The organism is Romboutsia sp. CE17 (assembly GCF_012317385.1).
In the GTDB taxonomy this organism is placed as follows: domain Bacteria; phylum Bacillota; class Clostridia; order Peptostreptococcales; family Peptostreptococcaceae; genus Romboutsia_E.
On record NZ_CP051144.1, the window covers coordinates 970,355 to 985,780 of the forward strand.

Sequence of the window (15,426 nt, forward strand, 5' to 3'; positions counted from 1 at the left end):
GAGTGTAAATTAAATAATAATTTCTTAGTATTTAAAAATAGTATTTGTTAAATAATAAATATGAAATAAATATTAAAAAGGAAGTGACATTATGGCAAAGCATCCAAATAGGGTACCTAAATACAATAGAAAACCTGATGCAATGAAAATAGAGGCTGCAAGAGAACTTGGAGTTACTCATGCATCTGGAGTAGAAGTAAATGTTGATTTAGCAGCTCAAAAAGAAAGTAAATATAGTAAAGATACAACAAGAAGAATGCATGATCAAAGAAGAGAGTTAGCATATAAATGTAAAAATGAAAGTAAATATAAAGAAGATTTAAATGATTAATAATTAAATATTAAAAAAGTAAATATATTAATATGAAATGGCTTTTTCTTAAAGTAGAGTTATAATTCTATTAGAAGAAAAGCCATTTTTTATTTAAATATGCTAACATTAAATTATAAATAAGGTATAGTACAAGGGGGAATATATGGGAATATATTTAGATAATGCAGCTACATCATATCCAAAGCCTAGAGAGGTGACAGATGCTGTTTATAATTTTATGGTAAATAATGGAACTAGCTCAGGAAGAGGTTCTTATAAAAAAGCAATGGAATCAGATTTTTTAGTTTATAGCACTAGAAAAGTATTAGCATCATTTTTTAATTTTAGTGATCCGAAAAAAGTAATTTTTACTTGTAATGTTACAGAGGCTTTAAACTTAGCTATAAGAGGGATAGTTAAAGAAGGAGATAATGTAATAACAAGCAGTCTTGAACATAATGCAGTTTGGAGATGTTTAAAAACATTAGAAAAAGAAATGAATATAAGTATTACTAAAATACATTCAACTAAAGAAGGTTATACAAATATAGAAGATATTGAAAATGCTATAAAGGATAATACGTCTTTAATAGTATTTACACATGCTTCAAATGTATTAGGAACAATACAGCCAATAAAAGAGATTGGTTCTATTGCAAGAAAGTATAAGATACCATTTTTAGTTGATGCAGCACAAAGCGCTGGAGCAATTCCAATTGATATTAAAGAAGATAATATAGATTTATTAGCATTTACAGGCCATAAATCTTTATTAGGCCCTATGGGTACAGGTGGATTAATAATTAATTGTGATTATGAAATAAATCCATTAAAAGCAGGAGGAACAGGAGGAGATTCATCCTATGAGTATCAACCTGACTATTACCCTAATAAATTAGAAGCAGGTACCTTAAATGTAAGTGGAATAGTTGGGCTTGGAGAAGGAATAAAATTTATACAAAAAAATGGATTAAAGAATATACAGGAGAAAGAAAATAAATTAATAAAATATGCATTAGATAAATTAAGTTTAGTAGATAATATATATATTTATGGACCTAAAAAGAGTGAAAAGGTTGTAGGTGTCATATCATTTAATATTAAGAATATGAGAGCAGAAGATGTTGCCTATGAACTAGATAATAACTATGGAATTATGGTTAGATCAGGGTTACACTGCTCACCAAATGCTCATGACTTAGTAGGAACAAAAGAAATAGGGGCTTTAAGAATAGGGATAGGGTATTTTAACGAAAAAGAAGATATTGATAATTTAGTAAAAGCATTAAATGAAATTCAGGTAAAAAAGGGGAGTTAATATGTATTTAGAAAAAATAACATTAAGTTTTATACAACCTTGCACTACAGATTCATTGAGAATAAGGATAAAGGCAATTACTAGTAGAGATATAAGTAATATATTTCCTTATTTAAATACTTATTTAAAAAATGGGATTTATAACAAAAAAGCTAATACTTTTACTTTTAACTATGGTTCTAAAATAATAATTATGTATCCAGAATCTATAAATGTATCAAAGTTATTAAATGAAACAGATGCATTTGAAACTTTGGACTATATAAAAGATATAATTAATAAAGTATATGAAAAAAGGGGTGAAATAAATCCTTCTGATGAAATGCGAAAACTTCCAAGTCCGTTAGAAATATATACATATCTTCCTAAGATAAATTGTGGAAAATGTGGTGAAGCCACTTGTTTAGCATTTGCTACAAAACTTATTAATAATAAGACAAAGCCTAAAAATTGTGTTCATTTATATGAAAAAGGTAATGAAAATAATATAGATAAAATTGAGTCGATATATTTAATGCTAGGTAATGATATATAAAGATTATATTTAAAAATACCTTGAGAGATACAAATTTCTCAAGGTATTTTTGTATTTAATACGTGAATGAATTTTCTTAAATATTTAGTATTTATAAATTAAACAAAGGAATTTATCTTAATTTGTAGAAATTAGAAGTAATAAATTCAATTAAGGAGACTTTTTTATGGACTGTAAAGTATTTGATACAATTATAATAGGAGCTGGTTTAGGTGGTATTAGAAGTGCTCAAGAACTTTTAAAAAATAACTTAAAGATTTGTATGATAACTTCAAAAGATTTTTGTTCAGGAGCTAGTTTTTATCCAGGAACATGGGGTTTGGGTATGGTAGGTCCTAAAAATGAAGAGGATAAAAAAGACTTATTAGAAAATATAATTAAAGTAGGATGTAAATTATCTAATCCAAAACTTAGTTCTATTTTAGTAGATAAAGTAAATGATGAAATTAATTTATTAGATAAACAAGGTATTAATTTAAAAAAATCAGTAGATGAGGATGGTGTAATTCCATGCTTTGATTCTAATAAGAGAAGATGGTTTGGATTTGACTTTAAAACAGGAAAGGATGCATTTTATAAAATTTTAGACAATGAAAATCTGACATTACTAAACAAGTCAAAAGTAATCAATATTTTTAATGAGGGGGAAACATCTAAAGGGGTTTTAATTGAAAAAGAAGATAAGAGTATAGAGTTAGTAAAATCAAAATCAATAATAATAGCATCAGGTGGATATACCTGTTTATTTAAACATAATTTCTCTTTAGAGCTAGATAGCCCTATAATTCAATATTTAGCAAATAAAGTTGGATGTGAACTTATTAATTTAGAATTTATTCAGTTTATACCAGCATATATGAAGCCAATGTATAAAACCGTATTTAATGAAAGAGTATTTAAATATATAACTATTAAAGATAAAAATGGAGAAGATATCTTAAAAGATGTAAATGATATAGAAAATTTAATTAGTGAAAGATCTACATATGGACCATTTTCAACTAGATTAAGATCAAATATTATAGATAAAATTTTATTTAAATACTACCAAGATAATAATGAGTGTGCTTATTTTGAGTATCCAGATAATATAGAAGGAATTAATGATACTTTAATATACAACTATTTTAATTGGATGAAAGAATCTAAAAAAGACACTGATAAAAAAATATATATAACTCCATTTGCTCATGCATGTAATGGGGGCATTAAAATAAATGAAGATGCAAGTACAACTGTAAATGGAATTTTTGCATGTGGAGAAGCAACTGGTGGAGTACATGGAGCAGATAGAATAGGTGGTTTATCTACATGTAATGCACTTGTATTTGGTGCTATAGCAGGTAAAAGTGCGAGTAAATATTGTAAAAATAGCACTTTTAAGGATTTTGACCTAAGTATAAATTACGATTTAAAAAAAGAATCAAAAGATTATAGTAGGTTTAAAAATGCTATAGATGAAATTAGAAAAATATTATACAATAAGGTATCTATATTAAGAAGTAAAGAAAGTATTTTGGATGCAAAAAATGAGATTAGAAAAATAAAAGAAAATACCTTTAATATAGAGTTATCAACAGGTGATAAAGCTATGCTTGAAAGTTATATCGAATTTTCATTTATTTTATTGGATCATATGTTAAAACAAGGAAAGTCTATAGGATGTCATTGCAGAGTGGATTCTCAAACTAAATAGCTCTTATACATATATTAAAAAAGCTTTTCGTATCTTTATATTGGGGGTGAGAATTAACTTATGAGCAATAGTTCTGTATTTGAGGGAATAACATCATTATTTTTAATAATGTTAGTAGGTATTTATGGGAGCAAGAAAAATATTATAACAAAAGAAATAAATAAAGGTTTAACAGATATTCTTTTCAAGATATCTATGCCTATGCTTATAATATCATCTTTTAGTATTACATATAGCGATGAACTAAAAGGAAATATAATTAAATGTTTTTGTTATAGTATTATAACTTTGTTTATTTCAATATTAATATCTAAAGTACTTTTGGCACCAATAAAAAAAGATAATAAGTTTATACTTCAATTTTCAAATGTTTTTTCAAACTGTGGATTCATTGGATTTCCAATAGTAGAAAGTATATATGGGAAAGAAGGATTAATATATACATCGGTATTTAATATGGTATTTACTATACTTATATGGACTTATGGTATATCATTATATTCGGGAACTGTAAACAAAAATGATATAAAAAAAGTATTGTGTAATCCAGCAATTATTGCAGTATATATAGGTATTGTAATTATGATATTTAATATAAATATACCATCGATGATATTATACCCTATAGAAATGGTAGGAGGTATTACACCTCCATTATCTATGATAATAGTAGGATGTATAATATCGAATATAAAAATAAATGATTATATAAGAGATTGTAGTTTGTATTATGGAACTATTGTAAGAATTATTATAATCCCTTTATTAATATATTTCATATTGAATATAATAAAAGGACCATCTAAGATTATAAAAGTTATGGCTTTATTATCAGCAATGCCAACGGCAGCTATGGCACCTATATTTGCAGAAAATTATGAAAAAGATAAGGGGTATGCAGCAGTTCTTTTGTTTATAACTACGTTTTTTTCAGTTTTTACAATTCCACTTATATTGACTATAATAAAATAATAAATTTATTTAATTAAAATTTATAAAAAGTGTTTAAGCTTAAGATGCAGGGGTATTTATATATCATAACGTAATGTAATACTTACCCCAGATTACTAAGTTATTTATGTCAATTTATTTAACATTTTTTACATTTATAAAAACATCTTAGTAAGTAATTTGTTTCTAAGGTGTTTTTATTTAATATACTATTTAGAGAAAAAGGAAAAATATATTAATATTAAATTAATATGAATTTTTTAGCTATACCGTTTATTATAATATACTTAATGAAAAAGTTATAAAAAATAAATATAAATTATGAAAAAAATGTTTAAAGATAAATTTATATGGTATATATAAAATATAAATAATAACAAAAGTTGTTAATAAATTTAAATTGAAATTTAGGAGGAGATTAAATATGAAAAAATTCGTATGTACAGTTTGTGGATATATCCATGAAGCAGATTCTATAGAAGGTGTAGTATGTCCAGTATGTAAAGTTGGAGCTGATAAGTTCGAAGAAATGGCTGGAGAATTAAAGTGGGCTGACGAACATAGAATAGGTGTAGCTCAAGGAGTAGATGAAGAGGTTGTAGAAGGATTAAGAGCTAACTTTGTTGGAGAATGTACAGAGGTAGGAATGTACTTAGCAATGAGTAGACAAGCTGATAGAGAAGGATACCCAGAAGTTGCAGAAGCTTACAAGAGAATAGCTTTTGAAGAAGCAGAGCATGCTGCTAAGTTTGCTGAATTATTAGGAGAAGTAGTTGTAGCTGACACTAAAGAAAACTTAAGAGTTAGAGTTGAAGCAGAGTACGGTGCTACTGATGGAAAGTTAAAGTTAGCTAAGAGAGCTAAAGAATTAGGACTTGATGCTATACATGATACAGTTCATGAAATGTGTAAAGATGAAGCTAGACATGGTAAAGCATTCTTAGGATTATTAGAAAGACATTTTGGTAAGCAAAACTAATAAGCTTTTATTATATAAATAGTTTTTAAAATCATAAAAGCCTTGGAATTATAGTAATTCCAAGGCTTTTATTTTAATTATTATAAAGTAAATTTTTAAAAGAAGATTTTTTAGTATAAGCTTCTATATATATGCTCTATTTCTTCTTTAGAAAGTTGAATATAACTTTGACTAAGAAGCCTTTTTTGATTGTTAATAATGTTTTCTGTAAAAGAGCAAATTTCAAATTCCTTCATTCCAAATTCTCTTAGATTCTTTTTAGATATAATATTATCTAATAATTCATCTAATTTGTCATAAACTTCATCTATATTACATTCCAATATTTTACTTAAATGTATATTTAAATTTTTTATTTTGCCATTTGGATTTTTCCTATTGTATTCTCTAAAAACTGCAGTTAAGAATTGGTAATTTGCTTCTCCATGTGGTACATGATAGGTTCCACTTAAAGGAGAAGAAAAAGCATGGACAGCACCATTACCAGCATTTCCAAAGGCAATACCTGCTAAGTTACTTGCAGTTAAAAATTCATCTAGCATTGAAAATCTAGATTCTTTACCATGTTTTGCGATAGTCTTAAATCCATGAAGTATCATACTCATAGCTTCCTTGCTAAACATTTCTGTATAAACATTTGCCTTTGGTGATACATATGATTCTATAGAATGTATAAGAGCATCAATTGCACTAGTAGCAAAGTACTTATATGGTAAATCTTCTAGAAGTTTAGGAATAAGTACGGCATAATCTGGATATAATTCATCAATTGCTAAGCCTAATTTAGAATTTATCTTAGTTATTTCGGTAATGCTTATATTTGATACCTCAGATCCAGCACCGCAAGTTGTTGGAATTGCTATTAAGGTTCTAACCTTATTTAAAGGTATATTTTTTTCAAATATGTCCGTAGCTGAAGTTCCATTTTCTAAAACTAGAATTTTTGCCATATCAATTACAGCACCACCACCTATGGCAATGACTCTACTATATTCTTTTTTGTTAAAATCATTAAGTAAAGCATCCATCATTATATCAGTAGGTTCACTATTGCCATATTTATTTTTATAAGCTACAGTTGCTTTTATATCCAAAGAAATAAAATGTTTTTCATAAATATTTTTACTTGCAAGAATAAAATCATCTTCATTTATATTAAAATCTTCTATAAATTTATTTATATCTTTAAACTTATGAATATTTGTTTTTAATTTAAACAAGTTCATTGTATCACCACTCCTTATAGATATTATCTATATTGATGTTACATAATAAAATATATAATTTCAAGTATAATAATATTTTAATAATAAGATTAAATATAATCTAATCATCATATATTTTTATTATTTAATATTATAATTGTTAAAAATAATTTATTTATAAAAAATGTTGAAAAAACTATATTTTGATAAGTGATTAATTTGAAAGTCAAAATTAATTATTGTACTGCTATGAAAAGTATGGTAAATTATAACACAAGACGGGGAGAACTATAAATTTAAGAATATTTTCAGTAAGGAGATTGAGTATGAAGTCAAAAAAATATATAACATACGGACTAATATTATTAGTAGTAATTGTATCGTGCATAATAGGTTACAATTCATTGTATCCGTCAAAAGCAAATTATGATGATTATACAAAAGTAAACACAGAAAATCAAATAAACCATATAAAAGAAATAGCAAAAGAGCCACATTCAATATATGATAGAGAAGCTCATGATGAAGTAAGAGATTATTTATTGTCAGAGCTTAAAAAGTTAGATATTGATCCTAAATTATATACATATGAAGATGTATATATAGAGAGAAGTAAAAGTAAAGAAAAACTTGAGAATATTTATGCAGAAATAAAAGGAAAAAGTGATTCTTATATAATGTTAGTAACACATTATGACAGCTCAAGGGCAAAGACAGAGCGTTATGCAGAAAAAGATGGATCAAAAGGTGCTGCAGATGCAGGATATGGATTATCTACAATACTAGAAACCTTAAGAGTTATAAAAGAAAATAACGTAACTCTAAACAATGGGATAAAAATACTTATAACAGACGGTGAAGAATGTGGACTTGCTGGTGCAAAGGAAGCAGTGAAAGAAAAAGAGATATTTGAAAATGTAAACTATCTTATAAATTTAGAAGCAAGAGGAACAAAAGGTCCAGCTATAATGTTTGAAACAAGCACGAATAATTCTAGTGTAGTAGATTTATATAGTTATAGTGAAAAGCCGTTTTCTTACTCTATAACACCAGAAATATATCGTTTACTTCCAAATGGAACAGATTTTACAGTATTTTTAGAGAGTAATATACCAGGCATTAATATAAGTGTTTTAGATGGATTAGAAAACTATCATACTCCTAATGATAGTATAGAATCAGTTAATGATAGGTCATTACAACATTATGGAGATCAAGTATTACCGATAGTAACTGAATTTGTAAGCAATGAGAAATATGCAGATAAAGCTAGTATAATTAGTAATAATGATGCTATTTTCTTTTCAATAGGAAGTGCATTTATCAAATATTCAAAAACTATAAACTATACATTAATTGGAATTATTTTATTAGCTATAATATTCTTATTTAATAAATTAAAAATAAAGAATATTTTAGTTCCAATAAAATATTCTTTGGTAAATTTAGGATTTACAACGTTAGTAGCTATAGTATGTTATGGTATATCAAGGTTAGCAGCAATTGTAAATAATCATCCATTTAAGTTGACGTATTTACCTCTTATAAAGCATGAAAAATTAGCAATACTTGCTATAATAGCAGTAGCTTTAATTACATATACACTTCTTATAAAAAAAATTAGCAAAAGGTTTAAAGAAAAAAATGAGTATATTCTAGGAAGCATTATATTATTATTCTTATTGGGATTAATACTTACTTTTGTATTGCCAGGAGGAAGCTACTTATTTATATTCCCAGCAATAATAATATCATTATCAACAATTTTATGTACTATACTAAATGGTAAGATAAATAAGATTAGTTATATATTATTAATACCAGCGTCTTTAATCATAGTACTTTATGTACCAACAGTATATTTATTTAATGCAGCTTTAACTTTTGGAGCATTATGTGTAACTATGATATTTGCAATAATAGGAATAATATCAGTTACTACTTGTTTAATACAAGTAGACTAAGATTAAAATATAGCAGTTAACTTATTAAGAAGTATAAATTAAACTTCAAATAATTGGTTAACTGTTTTTTATAAATAAAAATTATTCATAAAAGAAGCATTATGAAGTTTTATATATAAAGCATGTCTTATATAATAATAAAATTCATTAGTTAATGTAGTTATAATAAATTATTTAAAAGTATAAAATTAAGTATATTATAGCATATTAAAATATGAAGAAATTATTTCGAAAATATGTTAATATATAGTAAGAATATTTTTGGAGGTAATGTTATGGCAACAATGTACTGTCCTAAGTGTATAATTGAAATTATGGACTTAGTAGATCACGAAGAAGGCGATGATTTTGAAATAATAAATGAAGGTAGTGAAAATGAAATAAGAGAAGACTATCACTACATTCTTGATACGTATAAATGTCCAGTATGCGGATTTGAAGTAGAAGATTACATAGAGGATGAACAAGAGTAATAGATTTTGATTTATAAGAGTGTTGTTTTAGAATAAACTGCGCTCTTTTTAAATTGTTATATATTAAAAACGACATATTATACTCTCAATTTACAGATTTAACTATATTTATCTAAAATTTTTTATGATATACTTAAGAGGTATAAGTTATATTAAAAAAATTTATTAATATGAGGGTAAATAACTATGAAAAATAACAACATAAAAGTAATCTGTGATGGGATAGCAAATATGCCAAGAGAATTAGCAAAACAATACGATATAGAAATAGTACCATTAACAGTAAGAGTTGATGGAAAAGAGTATAGAGATGTTGATTTAACAGATGAAGAGTTTTATGTAATTATGAGAGAAGCTAAGGAGATGCCTAAAACTTCTCAAGCTACCTATGTTGATTTTAAAGAAATATTTGATAGACATGTAGCAGAAGGCAAAACAGTTTTATATATATCAGGTTCTTCAAAATCATCTGGAACATATCAATCCGCAGTTCTTGCAAGCAAGGATATTGAAGGAGATATTTATATATTTGATAGCATGAGTATTAGTTTTGGATGTGGACTTCAAGTATTAATTGCTGCTAGGATGTTAGAATCTGGATCTACTTTAGAAGAAGTGCTAAAAGAATTAGAAAATTTAAGAGATAGAGTATTTGTATCTATGTCTATGAACTCATTAGAATACCTTAAAAAGGGTGGAAGAATATCTAACGGTAAGGCTTTAGTTGGTAATATGTTAAGTTTAAGACCAATGCTTACTGTAAAAGATGGTTTAATATTCCAAGAAGGTCAAGTAAGAGGTAATAAAAAAATAATACCTACAATAATAAAGCGTACTAAAGAAGTATGTGGAGAAGACTTTAGCGATAGAACTATAGCTATAGGTTGTGGAGATAACCTAGAAGAAAGAGAACAGTTAAAAGAAGCGGTTTTAAGAGAGTTAAATCCAAAAGAATTAATTGAAATAACAATAAACCCTCCAATGTGTTCTCATTCAGGACCAGGGTTTATAGGTCTTACATGTTTTAAATAAAAATAAAATTTAATTCGACTAAAGGGAGTCAAGAAAATGAATGATATAAAAATAATATGTGACACGATGAACGATGTGCCACAAGATATAGCTGAGAAATACGACATAGATGTATTACCCGCAACTATAATATTTGGAAATAAAGAATACAGGGCTGGTGTAGATCTTAGTGGAGATGAATTCTATACGATGTTAAGAGAATCTAATGAAATACCAAAGACTTCTCAAATAACATATGCTACATTTACAGAAGTATTTAATAAATATATAAATGAAGGCAAAATAATACTATATTTAGCTGGATCATCAGCAGGTTCTGGAACTTATCAATCTGCAATGCTTGCTAAAAGTGATATAGATGGTCCTATATACGTTTTTGACACTTATAGTTTATGTATAGGTGGTGGAATGTTAATAAAAGAAGCTGCAATAATGGCTAATAAAGGAAAAAAGGTAGAAGAAATAATTGAAAAATTAGAAGAATTAAAAAATAAGGTAGAAGTTTACTTTTCAGTAGATTCTTTAGATTATTTACACAAAGGCGGAAGAATTTCAGGAGCTAAGGCTGCAGTAGGTACTCTACTAAACATAAAGCCAATACTAAAAATTGAAGATGGATTAGTTAAGCAAAAATCTCAGGTTAGAGGAAGTAAAAAAATAATACCAGCTCTTATTGATAAAATGGTAGAAGCGGTAGGAAATGATTTTTCAGATAAAGATATTTATGTTGCATATGGAGACGATTTAGAATTAAGAGATCAATTTGCACAAAAAGTTAAAGAAAAGTTAAATCCAAGAAATGTTTATACTATGCAAATTGGTGCATGTGTAGCATGTCATTCAGGTCCAGAAGTTATAGGACTAGCTTGTTTAAATAAATAGTAAGTATGAAAATATTATAAGAATATTAATTTTATTAGAGGCAGTATGGATATTCCATCCTGCCTTATTCGTATAAATGATATAAAAAATATGCTTGCAATTGATGAAATTAGTAACTAATTGTTATTTAGTGCATATTATAATATAGGTAATAAATCACCTAAGGCTTATTATACTATTTTATATAATAGGGAGATGTATTATAATATGAAAGATAATGTTAAAAAGGTCACTAAACCTGTTACAGATGTAGGAAAAGAACTTGTAAATGGTGTTGGAAATGTAGGAAAAGAAGTTGTAGATAGTGTAAGTAATATTGGAAAAGATGCTATAAAAGGTGTAGGTGGAGTTGCTAAAGAAACTTATAAAACAGGTAAAAATGTAGGTAAGGCAGTAACAGGAAATATTAAGAAAAAGTAAAATTTAGATTTAATAATGATATAAATAAGCATATAATTATTTTAACTATTTAACTAGTTAATAAAAGGTTGATATCAAAAATATATATGATATCAACCTTTTAATTTATAATAAAAATAATTATATAATAAAGTTATATAATTACATCTATTTTATAAGCTCCTCTCCATTTATAACTAAGGAGATTGGGTTATTATTTTTTAACCTTACATCAAAGTAAATCTTTCCTTTATCAGGATAGTCTATATATCCTGTGGCGTAAATGCTGCTTCCATTTTTATGCATAGTTTCAGTTTTTACATTATGATTTAAACCAGTATAAGTCTTAATTGTTTCATTAATTATTTTAGAATAAGTTAAAGCTTTAGATTTAGATATATATGTACTTTCTGCAATTAAATTGGAAGGAGTACTTTTAGTATTTGTGTTATTGGGTAATACAACTTTATTGAATAGAAATAAAAGTCCAGTTAAAGTGACGCCTATAAGAATAATTTTAATATATTTTTTGTTTTTAAATTTATTTTTTAAATTGTCTTTAAATTCAATGATTTTTTTTACGCTTTTTCTTCTTTTAGTAGGATATTCTAAGACTTTATGACTATCATCACTGATTTTATGGAATTTTAATTTATCCCTTTTAAAGTGTTTTTTATTATATGATCCTTCTAATTCTTGTTTTTTACTATGAAATTCTATTGTATTTTTATTAGTATTAGAAGATTTCAAACTATTCCCCCCTTTTAGACTCGTCTTAGTTTGATTAACTGTTCTTATATAGATAATAATACTATAAAACAATTAAAATACCAAGACTAAGTAAAAATCATAATTATTTAATTTGAGTCAGTAAATCTAAAAATAGCTTATAAAAACTTACTAAAAATTATAAAAAGACAATTTAAATTTAGTAGAATATGCATTTGTCATAATAAATAGTCCTATATATACTCTAACAGATTGAGGTATAGAATTAAAACTTATATTTATTATATTATCTCCTTAAAATGTCTTAATAATCTTAATAAACGGTAATTAAGGAATTTGAATTTTAATGAGAATATTAGATATTATATAAATCTGCACAGCAAAAAAATAAAATAAAAAAATAAATTTATCTATTGAAAAAGAACAAGTGTTCTTGTATAATAAAAAAGAACAAATGTTCTAGGAATAAAAAATAGACAAACTAGTAATAAAGTAATTTATACATGAATATATATATACTATAAAAATTAAACTTAAGGAGTGGGATTTGAAATGATACCAGTTAAAAATATTCAAGATATAACAGTTGCTAACTTAAAAAATGGAGAAGTTACTTTAAGTCAATTAGAGGAAATATATAATAAATTTGGATTTATATTTGAAGCAAGTGAAGGAAAATTTATAAAAATAAAAAGAGAGATACGTCATTAATGGTAACTAAATTTAATAATATATATAATAAAACCTAGCTTTATACTAAAAGTAGAATGAAGCTAGGTTTTATTTTGAAATTTAAAATATATTACAGATAATATGATATTTATAAGTTTTAATTAAAATTTTTAAAGGAGTGAGATATATTGAAAATTGTATCTTATAATATTCATAGAGGTTTTGATTCGAAAAAAGTAACATCTTTGAAAAAAATTATAAAATACTTAAATAAATTAGATAGTGATATTATATGTTTGCAAGAAGTTTTATATAATCAATTTTTAAAGATAAAATCAGAGTTAGGTATAGATGGTGTATTTGCAGCAAATGTAAACAATAAAACTATGAAATATGGTATTTGTACACTTTCAAAATATAAAATAAAATCAAACCATCATGTATTATTAACTAGTAAAAAGGAACAAAGAGGTCTCTTATCGATTAATGTTAATACTGGAAAAATTGATAATATAAATATAATTAATACTCATTTGGGTTTAGATAGAGAAGAGAGAAATATTCAAATAGAAGAAATTTTAAACTTTAAAAATAGATTAGTAGGTTCAAGCTTAATTTGTGGAGATTTTAATGAAAAAAATATATATATTAGTAACTATTATGATAGTGCGGTTTATTTAAAAAAAGACTATATACCAACTCTTCCAAAATATAATGCTAGAATAGATTATATATTTGTGGAGAATATATACAATCCTAAAGAATATATTGTAGATAAAATTACTTTATCGGATCATTATCCTATAATATGTGTATTTTAGGATAAATGTAACAATATAGTTACACATTTATTTTAAATGTTGTTATTCTTACTAAGAATATACTAAAATGTAATTAATTGTTGCTATATATTAGTAAGTTTGGGGGTGTATGATGAGCAGTGAAGTAGTTATAAAAGAAAATGTAAATAAATCAAAAATCACGAAGAAAAAAATTGTTATATTAGTGATAGCATTAATAGCTTTAATTAGTGGATATATGATTTATTCATTTAATAACAACTATATATATAATGGAAAGATTGCAAATAATATTTTTGTAGAAGGTGTAAATATTTCGCTAATGACAAAAGAAGAGGCTGTGGATTTAATTAGCCAAAAACATAAACCACAAGCTATATCATTAAATTACAATGATAATAGCTTTTCTATTAATCCAGAAGATATAGATCTTAAATATAATATAGAAGAAGTTGTAAATAATGCTTATAATTATACAAAAACGGACTCATATTTTGAAAATGTAAAAAGATTATTTCAACTAGATAAAACTAAAAAGGAGTATACGTTAAAAAACTCTTTTGATGAAGCTAAATTAAGTAGTAAGTTAGAACAAATAGCGAGTGAAGTTAATGTTCCAGTAAGGAATGCAAAGTTATTAATATCAGGTGGAAGTTTTAATGTAACACCATCTATAACTGGTAAAGAATTTGATATTTCATCGAATAAAGAAGCTATATATGAAGCGATAAATAGTAGAAATTATGGAACAATAGACTTAAAGATAAATGATATAGAACCTGATATAAGTACAGCTATGGCAAGTAGTGTAAATACATTATTAAGTGAACACACTACAACGTTTAATGCTAGTATGATAGGTAGAACAGAAAATATAAGAATATCATCAAATCGAATAAGTGATGTTCTGCTTATGCCTGGTGAAACATATTCTTATAATAAGCAAACTGGAGTAAGAACTATCTCTAATGGATTTTATAATGCACCTGTAATTATAAATGGAGATTTAGAAGATGCCCCAGGAGGAGGAGTTTGTCAAACATCTACAACTTTATATAATGCAGTACTATACTCTGGTTTAAATATAGAACAAGTTAAAAATCACTCAATAACATCAAGCTATGCACCGAGAGGTAAAGATGCTATGGTTAATGATAGTGGAAGTGACTTAAAGTTCTCTAATCCTTACAGCCATCCAATATATATTAAGAGTTATGTGAGTGGCAATTCAGTAACTTGTCAAGTATATGGAAATGCTGAAGATAAGCCAAATGTAGAAATAAAAGTAGAAAATTTCCATATGGGAGCTAAAACTTATAGAGTTTTTAAAGATGACTCTGGTAATGAAATAAAAACTGAATACATAGCTACAAGTGTATATAAGAAATAGTTAAATGTAAAAGTGGATGATAACTTTTTAAAAAAGGATCATTCACTTTTTTATTGTAATTTTTATAAAAGACAAGTAGAATAAAGAC

16 protein-coding genes are annotated in these 15,426 nt (G+C 25.7%); 14 read left to right on the forward strand and 2 right to left on the reverse strand.

The genetic code is table 11. The annotated features are described in order from the left end of the window. The first annotated feature begins 91 nt into the window (after positions 1-91). From HF520_RS04625 to HF520_RS04650, 6 genes are all read left to right on the forward strand, one after another. A complete protein-coding gene (locus tag HF520_RS04625; protein ID WP_168572912.1) occupies positions 92-331 on the forward strand; it encodes a hypothetical protein in 240 nt (79 codons plus the stop codon). Between the two features lie 145 nt (positions 332-476). Continuing rightward, entirely contained in the window at positions 477-1,631 is a 1,155-nt protein-coding gene (locus HF520_RS04630) for an aminotransferase class V-fold PLP-dependent enzyme (protein WP_168572913.1), read from the forward strand. A gap of 1 nt (position 1,632) precedes the next feature. Next, entirely contained in the window at positions 1,633-2,166 is a 534-nt protein-coding gene (locus HF520_RS04635) for a (Fe-S)-binding protein (RefSeq protein ID WP_168572914.1), read from the forward strand. A gap of 166 nt (positions 2,167-2,332) precedes the next feature. After that, positions 2,333-3,862, forward strand: a complete 1,530-nt coding sequence (locus HF520_RS04640) for an FAD-binding protein (protein WP_168572915.1) — start codon at positions 2,333-2,335, stop codon at positions 3,860-3,862. A gap of 60 nt (positions 3,863-3,922) precedes the next feature. Then, on the forward strand, positions 3,923-4,834 hold the full coding sequence (locus HF520_RS04645) for an AEC family transporter (RefSeq protein WP_168572916.1): 912 nt from the start codon (positions 3,923-3,925) through the stop codon (positions 4,832-4,834). 403 nt (positions 4,835-5,237) lie between these two features. Then, on the forward strand, positions 5,238-5,792 hold the full coding sequence (locus tag HF520_RS04650) for a ferritin family protein (protein WP_168572917.1): 555 nt from the start codon (positions 5,238-5,240) through the stop codon (positions 5,790-5,792). 110 nt (positions 5,793-5,902) lie between these two features. Here HF520_RS04650 and HF520_RS04655 read toward each other — a convergent pair whose 3' ends face one another. Further along, a complete protein-coding gene (locus HF520_RS04655) occupies positions 5,903-7,018 on the reverse strand; it encodes a 4-hydroxybutyrate dehydrogenase (protein WP_168572918.1) in 1,116 nt (371 codons plus the stop codon). Between the two features lie 305 nt (positions 7,019-7,323). Between HF520_RS04655 and HF520_RS04660 the strand changes: the two genes are divergently transcribed. The 5 genes from HF520_RS04660 to HF520_RS04680 all read left to right on the forward strand — a co-directional run bounded on the left by HF520_RS04660 (position 7,324) and on the right by HF520_RS04680 (position 11,768). Then, complete coding sequence (locus tag HF520_RS04660; RefSeq protein ID WP_168572919.1) at positions 7,324-8,961, forward strand: M20/M25/M40 family metallo-hydrolase; 1,638 nt, start codon at positions 7,324-7,326, stop codon at positions 8,959-8,961. A 275-nt stretch (positions 8,962-9,236) separates the two neighbouring features. Then, positions 9,237-9,434 (forward strand): hypothetical protein, encoded by a 198-nt coding sequence (locus tag HF520_RS04665; protein ID WP_168572920.1) that lies wholly within the window; start codon positions 9,237-9,239, stop codon positions 9,432-9,434. A 186-nt stretch (positions 9,435-9,620) separates the two neighbouring features. Then, on the forward strand, positions 9,621-10,466 hold the full coding sequence (locus HF520_RS04670; RefSeq protein ID WP_168572921.1) for a DegV family protein: 846 nt from the start codon (positions 9,621-9,623) through the stop codon (positions 10,464-10,466). A 36-nt stretch (positions 10,467-10,502) separates the two neighbouring features. Further along, on the forward strand, positions 10,503-11,348 hold the full coding sequence (locus HF520_RS04675) for a DegV family protein (RefSeq protein WP_168572922.1): 846 nt from the start codon (positions 10,503-10,505) through the stop codon (positions 11,346-11,348). Between the two features lie 207 nt (positions 11,349-11,555). Beyond that, positions 11,556-11,768, forward strand: a complete 213-nt coding sequence (locus HF520_RS04680) for a hypothetical protein (RefSeq protein WP_168572923.1) — start codon at positions 11,556-11,558, stop codon at positions 11,766-11,768. 147 nt (positions 11,769-11,915) lie between these two features. On the opposite strand, the gene HF520_RS04685 is transcribed toward HF520_RS04680, so the two are convergent. Beyond that, complete coding sequence (locus HF520_RS04685; protein WP_168572924.1) at positions 11,916-12,497, reverse strand: hypothetical protein; 582 nt, start codon at positions 12,495-12,497, stop codon at positions 11,916-11,918. Positions 12,498-13,028: 531 nt separating this feature from the next. Between HF520_RS04685 and HF520_RS04690 the strand changes: the two genes are divergently transcribed. The 3 genes from HF520_RS04690 (at position 13,029) to HF520_RS04700 (ending at position 15,338) form a co-directional block, all read left to right on the forward strand. Further along, the gene (locus HF520_RS04690; RefSeq protein ID WP_168572925.1) at positions 13,029-13,187 is read left to right on the forward strand and encodes a hypothetical protein; all 159 of its coding nucleotides are present in this window, start codon (positions 13,029-13,031) and stop codon (positions 13,185-13,187) included. Between the two features lie 149 nt (positions 13,188-13,336). Next, positions 13,337-13,969, forward strand: a complete 633-nt coding sequence (locus HF520_RS04695) for an endonuclease/exonuclease/phosphatase family protein (RefSeq protein WP_168572926.1) — start codon at positions 13,337-13,339, stop codon at positions 13,967-13,969. A gap of 112 nt (positions 13,970-14,081) precedes the next feature. After that, a complete protein-coding gene (locus HF520_RS04700; RefSeq protein ID WP_168572927.1) occupies positions 14,082-15,338 on the forward strand; it encodes a VanW family protein in 1,257 nt (418 codons plus the stop codon). The last annotated feature ends 88 nt before the right edge of the window (positions 15,339-15,426 follow it).

Coding starts and splice junctions, on each gene's coding strand:
- HF520_RS04625 (WP_168572912.1), top strand. CDS start 92: ATGGCAAAGCATCCAAATAGGGTACCTAAATACAATAGAAAACCTGAT.
- HF520_RS04640 (WP_168572915.1), top strand. CDS start 2,333: ATGGACTGTAAAGTATTTGATACAATTATAATAGGAGCTGGTTTAGGT.
- HF520_RS04660 (WP_168572919.1), top strand. CDS start 7,324: ATGAAGTCAAAAAAATATATAACATACGGACTAATATTATTAGTAGTA.
- HF520_RS04675 (WP_168572922.1), top strand. CDS start 10,503: ATGAATGATATAAAAATAATATGTGACACGATGAACGATGTGCCACAA.
- HF520_RS04670 (WP_168572921.1), top strand. CDS start 9,621: ATGAAAAATAACAACATAAAAGTAATCTGTGATGGGATAGCAAATATG.
- HF520_RS04635 (WP_168572914.1), top strand. CDS start 1,633: ATGTATTTAGAAAAAATAACATTAAGTTTTATACAACCTTGCACTACA.
- HF520_RS04665 (WP_168572920.1), top strand. CDS start 9,237: ATGGCAACAATGTACTGTCCTAAGTGTATAATTGAAATTATGGACTTA.
- HF520_RS04700 (WP_168572927.1), top strand. CDS start 14,082: ATGAGCAGTGAAGTAGTTATAAAAGAAAATGTAAATAAATCAAAAATC.
- HF520_RS04630 (WP_168572913.1), top strand. CDS start 477: ATGGGAATATATTTAGATAATGCAGCTACATCATATCCAAAGCCTAGA.
- HF520_RS04690 (WP_168572925.1), top strand. CDS start 13,029: ATGATACCAGTTAAAAATATTCAAGATATAACAGTTGCTAACTTAAAA.
- HF520_RS04645 (WP_168572916.1), top strand. CDS start 3,923: ATGAGCAATAGTTCTGTATTTGAGGGAATAACATCATTATTTTTAATA.
- HF520_RS04680 (WP_168572923.1), top strand. CDS start 11,556: ATGAAAGATAATGTTAAAAAGGTCACTAAACCTGTTACAGATGTAGGA.
- HF520_RS04650 (WP_168572917.1), top strand. CDS start 5,238: ATGAAAAAATTCGTATGTACAGTTTGTGGATATATCCATGAAGCAGAT.
- HF520_RS04655 (WP_168572918.1), bottom strand. CDS start 7,018: ATGAACTTGTTTAAATTAAAAACAAATATTCATAAGTTTAAAGATATA.